Here is a 9,036-nt window from a genome sequence, read left to right as displayed (position 1 = left end):
CCCGCGAGCTGGCGGGGCCGGGGGCGGGCCTGGTCTGGAGCCGCGCGACGGTGCTCTACGCCCTGGCCCAGGCGGCCACCGGCTTCGTCCTGGCGGCCCTGTTCCGCGCCAGCGGGGAGGCGCATGCGGCGGTCTTCGGCGCCGGGCTGGGCCTGTCCCTGCTGGCCCTGCTCGCCGCCGCCCGGCTGGCCCGGAAGCGGGCCTGAGGGGCGCCGGGGCGGCGGAGGGCGCCTCCCGGGATCGGCTGTCTCAGTCGCCGAACAGCCTCCGCAGGTCGCCCACCGGCTGCCAGCGGGGCGACTGGTCCTTGTCCACCAGCACGGCCCGCACGCCCTCGGCGAAATCCGGGTGCTGCGTGATGGTCCGGGTCAGGATCAGCTCCTGCTCCAGGCAGGCCGGCAGGTCCTGGGCGGCGCCGCGCCGCAGCAGTTCGATGGTCACCGCCACGCTGGTCGGCGAGACGCGGCGCAGGGTGGCGAGCTGCTCGCGCGCCCAGTCGGTGCCCTCGGCCTCCAGCGCGGCCTCGATGGCGGCGCGGTCGCCGGCGCCGAAGCAGCGCTCGATGGCCGGGCGCAGCGCCGTGACGCGACCCGGCGGCGGCGCCTCGGCGAATTCGTCCACCACGCCGGCCTCGCCCTTCTCCAGCAGGGCCTGGCGCAGCGCCGGCAGCTTCGCGCGCGGCACGAAATGCGTCGCCAGCCCGGCCTCCACCGCCTCGGCGCCCTTCAGCCGCGCGCCGGTCAAGGCGATCCACAGACCCATGCCCGGGCTGCCCGGCAGGCGCGGCAGGACATAGCTGGTGCCGACGTCGGGGAAGAGGGCGATCGCCGTCTCCGGCATGGCCAGCAGGGCGTGCTCCGTCACCACCCGGTGGCTGCCATGCACCGAGACGCCGAGGCCGCCGCCCATGCAGATGCCGTCGATCAGGCTGATCCAGGGCTTGGGGAAGGTGGCGATGCCGCTGTTCACCGCGTATTCGCGCGAGAAGAAGGCCTCCACCGCCGCCGTGTCGCCGGCCAGCACGTCGCTCCGCACCTGCCGCACGTCGCCGCCGGCGCAGAAGGCCTTCTCGCCCGCGCCCTCCAGCAGCACCAGCCGCACCGCCGGGTCCTCCCGCCAGGCGTCGATGGCCTCGGCGAAGCCGTCGATCATGGCGAGGTCGAGCGCGTTCAGCGCGCGCGGGCGGTTCATCGTCAGGTGGCCCACGACGCCCTCGCGGCGGCGGATCAGGCTGGGCTCGGCTGTGCTCATCGGCATGTCTCCTCGGCGGTTTCCTCGCCACAGCTTCGGGGCCGGGGCGGCAGTTGACAACCCGCCCCCCGCCCCGCGATGCAGGACGGGGAAGCCTGGTCGGGGGAATTGGGGAATGGCGGAGGCGCTGGTTCGCTTCGAGGGCGTGCGCAAGGCCTATGGGCCGGCCGCCTCGGGCTATGCGGTGCGGCATCTGGACCTGGAGGTGGCGAAGGGCGAGCTGCTGACGCTGCTCGGCCCCTCCGGCTCCGGCAAGACCACCACGCTGATGATGCTGGCCGGCTTCGAGCTGCCCAGCGAGGGCCGCATCCTGCTGGAGGGGCGCGACATCGCCCGGCTGCCGCCGCACCGGCGCGGCATCGGCGTGGTGTTCCAGTCCTACGCGCTGTTCCCGCACATGTCGGTGGCGGAGAATGTCGCCTTCCCGCTCGAGGTGCGCGGCGTGCCGCGGCCGGAGCGGGCCGAGCGGGTGAAGCGCGCACTGGCCATGGTGCGGCTGGAGGGATTCGGGGACCGCCGCCCGGCGCAGCTCTCGGGCGGCCAGCAGCAGCGCATCGCGCTGGCCCGCGCCATGGTCTTCGAACCGCCCATCGTGCTGCTGGACGAGCCGCTGGGCGCGCTCGACAAGGCGCTGCGCGAGGAGATGCAGTACGAGATCCGCGGCATCCACCAGCGGCTCGGCGTCACCATGATGTATGTCACGCACGACCAGCAGGAGGCGCTGACGCTGTCGGACCGCATCGCCGTCTTCGAGGGCGGCGAGATCCGCCAGCTGGCCAGCCCGCGCCGCATCTACGAGGAGCCGGCCAATGCCTTCGTCGCCGGCTTCGTCGGCGAGAACAACCGCCTGCCCGGCCGTGTGCTGGCGCGGCAGGAGGGCGCCGTGCGGGTGGCGCTGGATTGCGGCGCCGAGGTGCTGGCGCGGCCGGTGGACTGCGAGGCGCCCGGCAGCCGCTGCGTCGTCGCGGTGCGGCCGGAGCGGGTGGCGGTGGCGCCGGTGGACGCCGAGGATCTGGGCGGGGATGCCCTGCCGGCGCGGCTGCTGGAGGCGATCTTCCAGGGCGACCATGTCCGGCTGCGCCTCTCGCTGGGCAGCGGCGGCGGGGAGATCCTGGCCAAGCGCGTCGTCGGCGGCGCCCGGCTGCCCGAGCCCGGGGAGACGGCGGCGGTGGCCTGGGACGCCGCACACGCCCACGCCTTCGCGGCCTGACCACGCCCCCCCGCCCGGGGTCCTGGCCGGCTCCCTTCGGGCGCGGCGAAGGCTCGCTTCCGCGGAGTCGAATTGTGACGCGGTGATGCGCGCGCGATGGTCAGGGGGATATCCCCTGGCATGGAGGGCGCGGGATCATGTTCGGATGGCTGATACTGGCTGCCCTGTCCTTGGCCCCGATCGGCGCGCCGCCCGCGCGCGCCGAGGATCGCGCCGGGAATAGGGGGCCGGAACCCCGCCTGTTGGCGGCCATGCCCGCCGCCCGGCCGGGCGAGCCGACGCTGACGCTGTTTCTCCCCGGCGATCCGCACCGCGCGCCTTTTCCGCTGGTCGTGGCGGTTTCGGATTCGCTCGGTCCCGACGGCCGGGCGGACCGCATCACCGCCCTGCTGCTGGCGCGGGGCGTCGCGGTTCTCGATCTCGACCCCTTCATCGTCACCGATGGCCCCGGGCAGGCCCGGCGCCGCGACAGGGTGCCCGAGGCGGTCTCTCAGGCGGCGGACCTCGCCGCCCAGCACCCCGCCATCGACCCGGACAGGGTCGCCCTGCTGGGGTTCGGGGCGGGGGGCCGCGCCGCCTGGCTGGCGCGGCCTGGATCGGACACCATCCCCCGCTTCGTCGCCCGGGCCATTCTCTATCCGGGCTGCCGGGACCTGGTGGCGCAGGGACAGGCCGGCGCACCGGCTGATGCCTCGGCGGGCCTGTTGCTGATGCATGGAAGCCTGGACACGGAGAACGGCACCGAGGCCTGCGCGCGGCTGGTGCAGGGCCTGCCCGACCGGGGGCGGCTGCGGCATGTCAGCCTTCGTGGGGCGGGCTATGCCTGGGATCGTCCGGCGCCGCTGGGGGAGGGCGGCACGCTGCTGCCCGCGCCCGGCGGCGAGGGCCGTGTGCCGGCGGCGCCATGGACCTACATGGCGCAGTGCTCGGCGCGGATGGTGGCCGTCTGGCTGTCCGACGCGCTGGGTGCGCGTGGCGCGGTGGCCGCCGCCGCATGTCCCTGAACGCGCATGACCGGCCCGGGGCGCAGGCGGTGGCGCTGCGGCCGGAGCCTGCCGAATTCGCCTGCGAGGACAGGGTCGGGCTGCGCGGGCATCTCTGGCGCGCCGCCGACGCCGGAGAGGGCGGCGCCATCCTCGTCAACGCGGCGACCGGCGTCCTGGCCCGCTACTATCACCGCTACGCCCGGTTCCTGGCCGGGCACGGCTTCGATGTCCTGACCTATGACTATCGTGGCATCGGCCTGTCGCGGCCGGAGCGCCTCAAGGGCTGCGGCTACCGCTGGCGCGACTGGGGGATGCAGGATTTCGCCGCCGCCCTGCGCTTCCTGCACGAGGCGACCGGCTGCCCCCGCCCGATGGTGGTGGGCCACAGCATCGGTGGCTTCCTGCCGGGCCTCGCCCCGAATGCGGCGATGATCGGCCGCATGCTGACGGTGGGGGCGCAGTATGCCTGGTGGGGCGATTACGCGCCGGAGCGCCGCCTGCGGCTTCTGCTCAAATGGCACGTCGCCATGCCCATCGCGACGGCGCTCTGCGGCTACTTCCCCGGCCGCCGCCTCGGGTGGCTGGAGGACCTGCCGGCCGGCGTGGCGCAGGAGTGGAGCTTCCGCGGCCCCTGCTTCACGCGGAGCCACCCGCGCGCGGAGCGCCGCGACATCCTGGCCCGCATGGCCGCTGTGCAGGCACCGATCCTCGCCATCGCCGTGACGGATGACGAACTCGGCACGGTGCCGGCGGTGTGCCGCGCGCTCGGCTACTATACGGGCGCCGCCCGGCGGCTGGCGGTGCTGGACCCCGCCGGCTACGGCCGGACCGCCATCGGCCATTTCAGCCTTTTCCACGACCGGCATGCCGCCGACTTCTGGCCGGACACCCTGACCTGGCTGCGCCACGGTGTCGATCCCTGGCCGGACCGGACCATGGGCTTCCGGGCGCCCTGAGGCGCGACCGCGCGCGACGGGGCATCGGGCGCGGCGCCGCCCTCTCAGCCCGCCAGCCCCTCCCGCCGCAGCTCCGCCGTCAGCCGCTCCACGGCGCGGCCGAAGCGCTCCAGCATCTCCTCCACCTCGGCGGCGGCGATGACCAGGGGCGGCGAGAAGGCGATGGAGTCGTTCATCAGCGCGCGCAGGATCAGCCCCTCCTCCTCGGCCATCCGCACCAGGCGCGGACCCACCTTCAGCGCGGGGTCGAAGCTGCGCTTCGCGGCCTTGTCGGCGGCGAATTCGACCGCCGCCACGAGGCCGACGCCGCGCACCTCGCCGACCAGCGGATGGCCGGCGAAGCGCTCGCGCAGGCCGCGCTGCATCAGCGCGCCCATCGTGGCGGCGTGCTCGATGAGGTTCTCCTCGTCATAGATGCGCAGCGTCTCCAGCGCGACCGCGGCGGCGACCGGGTGGCCGGAATAGGTGAAGCCATGGCCCCAGGTGCCGACCTGGTCGCTGCCCTCGGCCAGGGCCTCATAGACGCGCTCGTTTACCATCACCGCCGAGATCGGCAGGAAGGAGGCCGAGAGCGCCTTGGCGCAGGTCAGGATGTCCGGCCGCAGGCCGAAGCTCTGGCTGCCCCAGTAGCGCCCGGTGCGGCCGAAGCCGCAGATCACCTCATCGGCCACCAGCAGCACGTCATGCTTGCGGAGTACCGCCTGGATCTTCTCGAAATAGGTCTCGGGCGGCACGATGCAGCCGCCCGCGCCCATCACCGGCTCGGCGAAGAAGGCGCCGACGGTCTCCGGCCCCTCCGCCTCGATCAGCGCGTCCAGCTCGGCGGCGAGGCGGCTCGCGAAATCGGCCTCGCTCTCGCCGGGCTCGGCGAAGTGGTAGTGGTGTGGCGTGCCGACATGCAGGAAGCCCGGCAGCGGCAGGCCGAACAGCCTGTGGTTGGCCGGCAGGCCGGTCAGGCTGGCGGCGGCGGCGGTGATGCCGTGATAGGCGCGCTGCCGGGCGATGATCTTGCGCTTCTGCGGCCGGCCCAGCACGGTGTTGACATACCAGACCATCTTGATCGCGGTGTCGTTCGCCTCCGAGCCGGAATTGGCGAAGAACACCTTGCTCATCGGCACCGGCGCGCGCGCCAGCAGCGCCTCGGCCAGTTCGATATCCGGCATGTTCGAGCGGCCGGTGAAGCTGTGATACCAGGGCAGCCTGCGCATCTGCTCGGTGGCGGCGCGCAGCAGGCGCTCGTTGGAGAAGCCGAGCGAGGCGCACCAGAGCCCGGCCACCGCCTCCAGATACTCCCGGCCGGACTCGTCACGGATGCGGATGCCCTCGCCGCCGGTGATGATCAGCGGGCCCTGCTCGCGATGCGCCCTGTGATTGGTCATCGGGTGCAGCAGCGAGGCGATATCCCGCGCGGCCGCGGAATTGGCGCCATGGGTGTCGGGCGGGGTCATGCGGGGGTCTCTCCTGCGCTTCCACGGCAGGCTAGGCCAGTTCTTCCGCCCTGGCGACGGGGGGGCCATCCGCTCCCCCCCCCCGTCGCTCAGCGGCTCAGCAGCACGTCCGGCAGCCAGGTGACGATGACGGGGAAGACCGTCACCAGCACCACCGTCAGCACCAGCATCAGGAAGAAGGGCAGGGAGGCCCAGGCCACCTCGGTCTGCTCGCGTCCCGTCATGGTCTGCATGACGAAGAGGTTGAAGCCGACCGGCGGGGTGATCTCGGCGATCTCCACCAGCAGCACGATGAAGATGCCGAACCAGATCAGGTCGAAGCCGGCATGCTGCACCATCGGCACGACGATGGAGGTGGTGAGCACGATCATCGAGACGCCGTCGAGCGCCGTGCCCAGCACCACATAGACGGCGGTGAGCATCAGGATCAGGCCATAGGGGCCGAGGTCCATCGCAGCCACGGCCTCGGCCAGCGCGGCGGGGATGCCGGTCAGCGCCATGGCCTTGGTGAGATAGGCGGCGCCGGCCAGGATGAACATGATCATGCAGGAGAGGCGCGTCGCGCCCGACAGGCTCTCGATGAAGCTCTCCCAGGTCAGGCAGCGCGTCACCGCCGCCAGGACCAGCGAGCCGAGCACGCCGAAGGCGGCGGCCTCCGTCGCCGTCGCCCAGCCGACGAACATCGAGCCGATGACGGCGACGATCAGCAGGGCGCAGGGGATGAGCTGGGCCGACTGGCGCAGCTTCTCCCGCAGCGGCATGGACGGTCCCTTGGGCGGCTGCTTCGACGGGTTGAGCAGCGCCCAGACGGCGATATAGGCGCTGAACAGCACCATCACGAGAAGGCCGGGCAGGCAGCCGGCGAGAAAGACGCGCACGATCGAGACCTCGGCCGCCACGGCATAGACCACCATGATGATCGAGGGCGGGATCATGATGCCCAGCGTGCCCGAGGTGGCGAGACTGCCGATCGCCACATCCTCGTCATAGCCGCGCTTCTTCAGCTCCGGCAGGGCGATCTTGGAGACGGTGGCACAGGTCGCGGCGGAGGAGCCGGAGACCGAGCCGAAGATGCCGCAGGCCAGGATGTTGACGTGCAGCAGTCGTCCCGGGATGCGCCGCACCCAGGGCGAGAGGCCGTTGAACAGCTCCTCCGACAGCCGGGTGCGGAACAGGATCTCGCCCATCCAGACGAACATCGGCAGCGCCGCCAGCGTCCAGGAGCCGGTCGATTCCCAGAAGGCGCTGGCGAGGTAGGTGCCGGGCTGCGGGTGCACGAACCAGACGGCGACGAAGCCCACCACCGCCAGCGCCATGCCGATCCAGAGCCCGCCGGCCAGCAGAAGGCCGAGCAGCAGCAGAAGCAGGCCCGAAAGTTCCAGAAGATCCATGGGGTGTCCTCAGACCTCGGCCGAGAAGTCGCCGCGCGCGGCGCGTTCCATCGCGGCGACGACGTAGGCGGGCGTGTTGCCGCGCAGCACGGTCACGAGTTCGTCCAGCACCGCGACCAGCAGCAGCGCCGCTCCGGCCGGCATGGCGAGCTTCGGGATCCAGAGCGGCACCGGCAGCGCACCCTGGGCGAGGTCCTCGATCTCGTAGGAGAAGAGCACATCATCCAGCGTCCAGTAGAAGGCATAGGCGCAGCCGGCTGCCGCCAGCGCCAGCGCCACGCCCTCGGCGACGCGGCGGCGGGGCGGCGACAGCCGGTCGAGCAACAGCCCGACGCGGATCAACTCGCCCCTGCGGAAGGTATGGGCCAGGGCGAAGAAGGTCGTGGAGACGCAGAGATAGGCGCTGATGTCGTCGGCGCCCGGGAACTGGATCGCCAGGCCGCGCAGGATGACCTGCGCCATCATCACCAGGAAGATGCCGAGGAGGGAGAGGGCGGCGAGCGCCGCCGCCATCCGGTAGAGCGCATCGAGCGCCTGTCGCAGCATCTCTGCCGCCTCAGCCGGCGCGATAGGCGGCGATCAGCTTCTGGCCGTCCTCGCCGGTGCGGGAGACCCATTCGTCGGTCATGACGGCGCTGATCTTCTGCAGCCCCTCGATCAGCGCCGGCGTCGGCTGCTCGACCTTCAGGCCCCGCTTCTCCAGCGTGTCCTGCGCGATCTGCGTCGCCTCCTTCGACATCGCGAAGCCACGCTCCTCGGCGGCCGCGGCGGCGTCCTGGATCGCCTTCTGCTGCGCGGCCGGCAGGGCCTCGAAGGCGCGCCGGCCGATAAAGACGTGGTTCTGCGTGTAGGTGAAGTTCACCGGCGTGAAGACGCGCGCGTAGTCCCAGGCCTGCGTGTCCACGCCGGTGGCGGCGCTGGTCACCTGGGCGTTGATGACGCCGGTGGCGAAGGCCTGCGCCACCTCCGCCGACTGCACCAGGGTCGGCGTCGCCTGCAGCAGGGCCGCGAAGCGGTTCGTCATCGCGTTGAAGGCGCGGAAGCGGCTGCCCTTCAGCGCATCCAGGCTCGGCAGCGACTGGTTGCTGTAGAAGCCGCCCGGCGGCCAGGGCACGGCGTAGAGCGGCACCAGGCCGCTGCGCCTGAAGCGCGCCTCGATATAGGGGCGCGCCAGGTTGCGCAGCTTGCGCGCCGCCTCGAAGCTCGGCGCCAGCAGCGGAATGCCGTCCACCTCGAAGAAGGGGTCCTCGTTGCCATAGGCGGAGATCAGGATCTCGCCGAGCTGCACCTGACCCTGCTGCACGCCACGCTTGATCTGCGGCATGGGCAGCAGCGACCCGTTGGTGTGCAACTGGACTTGCAACGCGCCGCCGGTGGCCTTCTGCACCTCCTCCACGAACTGGCGGATGTTGCGGGTGTGGAAGTTGGTGTCCGGGTAGGCCGTGGCGAACTGCCATTTGGCCTGGGCGGACGCCCCGCGCGGGGCCAGGCCGGCCATCGCGGCGCCGGTGGCGGCCAGCAGGAGGCTGCGGCGCGTGGTCGTCATGCTGTGGTCTCCCGTGGTCATTGGGCCAGGATGCGGCGGGAAACTATCCGACCGCCGGCGCGCGGCAGGCAAGGGGCGATGCGGCGGTATTCCACCGCCGCCAGGCCGGCGGCGCCCACCGAAGCGCCATTTCCGGGAGGGATTGCCCGCCCGGCGGCCAACCGGCGCGGCGGGACGGGCAGCGCCGGGAGCCTGCCGCTCCGCACCCTCTCAACAGGGCCGGCGATCTGCTCTAGGCTCGACTCCGG

At 72.4% G+C, this 9,036-nt stretch carries 9 protein-coding genes; 4 read left to right on the top strand and 5 right to left on the bottom strand.

Annotation, left to right across the window (positions count from 1 at the left end; translation table 11 throughout):
* The coding region (locus tag ACVMLK_RS05675) for a hypothetical protein (RefSeq protein WP_457485847.1) at nucleotides 1–206 on the top strand (206 nt) is incomplete at its 5' end.
* A 43-nt stretch (nucleotides 207–249) separates the two neighbouring features.
* Here the strand turns inward: ACVMLK_RS05675 and ACVMLK_RS05670 are convergent.
* Entirely contained in the window at nucleotides 250–1,251 is a 1,002-nt protein-coding gene (locus ACVMLK_RS05670; protein ID WP_232477004.1) for an enoyl-CoA hydratase/isomerase family protein, read from the bottom strand.
* A gap of 115 nt (nucleotides 1,252–1,366) precedes the next feature.
* Here ACVMLK_RS05670 and ACVMLK_RS05665 point away from each other — a divergent pair, with 115 nt between their 5' ends.
* From ACVMLK_RS05665 to ACVMLK_RS05655, 3 genes are all read left to right on the top strand, one after another.
* Nucleotides 1,367–2,461 carry an ABC transporter ATP-binding protein gene (locus tag ACVMLK_RS05665; protein WP_198365717.1) on the top strand — a complete coding sequence of 365 codons (1,095 nt, stop codon included), beginning with the start codon at nucleotides 1,367–1,369 and terminating at the stop codon, nucleotides 2,459–2,461.
* A 242-nt stretch (nucleotides 2,462–2,703) separates the two neighbouring features.
* Nucleotides 2,704–3,465 carry a dienelactone hydrolase family protein gene (locus ACVMLK_RS05660; protein WP_457485846.1) on the top strand — a complete coding sequence of 254 codons (762 nt, stop codon included), beginning with the start codon at nucleotides 2,704–2,706 and terminating at the stop codon, nucleotides 3,463–3,465.
* Nucleotides 3,456–4,403, top strand: a complete 948-nt coding sequence (locus ACVMLK_RS05655) for an alpha/beta hydrolase family protein (RefSeq protein ID WP_457485845.1) — start codon at nucleotides 3,456–3,458, stop codon at nucleotides 4,401–4,403. Before ACVMLK_RS05660 ends, ACVMLK_RS05655 begins: the two co-directional genes overlap by 10 nt.
* Nucleotides 4,404–4,447: 44 nt before the next feature.
* Here ACVMLK_RS05655 and ACVMLK_RS05650 read toward each other — a convergent pair whose 3' ends face one another.
* The 4 genes from ACVMLK_RS05650 to ACVMLK_RS05635 all read right to left on the bottom strand — a co-directional run bounded on the left by ACVMLK_RS05650 (nucleotide 4,448) and on the right by ACVMLK_RS05635 (nucleotide 8,788).
* Nucleotides 4,448–5,851, bottom strand: a complete 1,404-nt coding sequence (locus tag ACVMLK_RS05650; protein ID WP_457485844.1) for an aspartate aminotransferase family protein — start codon at nucleotides 5,849–5,851, stop codon at nucleotides 4,448–4,450.
* Between the two features lie 89 nt (nucleotides 5,852–5,940).
* The gene (locus tag ACVMLK_RS05645) at nucleotides 5,941–7,242 is read right to left on the bottom strand and encodes a TRAP transporter large permease (RefSeq protein WP_422921889.1); all 1,302 of its coding nucleotides are present in this window, start codon (nucleotides 7,240–7,242) and stop codon (nucleotides 5,941–5,943) included.
* Between the two features lie 9 nt (nucleotides 7,243–7,251).
* Nucleotides 7,252–7,788, bottom strand: coding sequence for a TRAP transporter small permease (locus tag ACVMLK_RS05640; RefSeq protein WP_422921888.1), 537 nt, complete (start codon nucleotides 7,786–7,788; stop codon nucleotides 7,252–7,254).
* Between the two features lie 10 nt (nucleotides 7,789–7,798).
* Nucleotides 7,799–8,788, bottom strand: a complete 990-nt coding sequence (locus tag ACVMLK_RS05635) for a TRAP transporter substrate-binding protein (RefSeq protein WP_198365722.1) — start codon at nucleotides 8,786–8,788, stop codon at nucleotides 7,799–7,801.
* Between the last annotated feature and the right edge of the window lie 248 nt (nucleotides 8,789–9,036).

The organism is Teichococcus aerofrigidensis (assembly GCF_054073225.1).
The sequence above is the reverse complement of the archived record's forward strand: the minus strand, read 5'-3'. Positions and strand labels throughout refer to the sequence as shown.

What these genes read in the sequence shown, in the direction of transcription:
- ACVMLK_RS05655 (WP_457485845.1), top strand. Translation starts at nt 3,456, where the DNA reads ATGTCCCTGAACGCGCATGACCGGCCCGGGGCGCAGGCGGTGGCGCTG.
- ACVMLK_RS05635 (WP_198365722.1), bottom strand. Translation starts at nt 8,788, where the DNA reads ATGACGACCACGCGCCGCAGCCTCCTGCTGGCCGCCACCGGCGCCGCG.
- ACVMLK_RS05650 (WP_457485844.1), bottom strand. Translation starts at nt 5,851, where the DNA reads ATGACCCCGCCCGACACCCATGGCGCCAATTCCGCGGCCGCGCGGGAT.
- ACVMLK_RS05670 (WP_232477004.1), bottom strand. Translation starts at nt 1,251, where the DNA reads ATGAGCACAGCCGAGCCCAGCCTGATCCGCCGCCGCGAGGGCGTCGTG.
- ACVMLK_RS05665 (WP_198365717.1), top strand. Translation starts at nt 1,367, where the DNA reads ATGGCGGAGGCGCTGGTTCGCTTCGAGGGCGTGCGCAAGGCCTATGGG.
- ACVMLK_RS05645 (WP_422921889.1), bottom strand. Translation starts at nt 7,242, where the DNA reads ATGGATCTTCTGGAACTTTCGGGCCTGCTTCTGCTGCTGCTCGGCCTT.
- ACVMLK_RS05640 (WP_422921888.1), bottom strand. Translation starts at nt 7,788, where the DNA reads ATGCTGCGACAGGCGCTCGATGCGCTCTACCGGATGGCGGCGGCGCTC.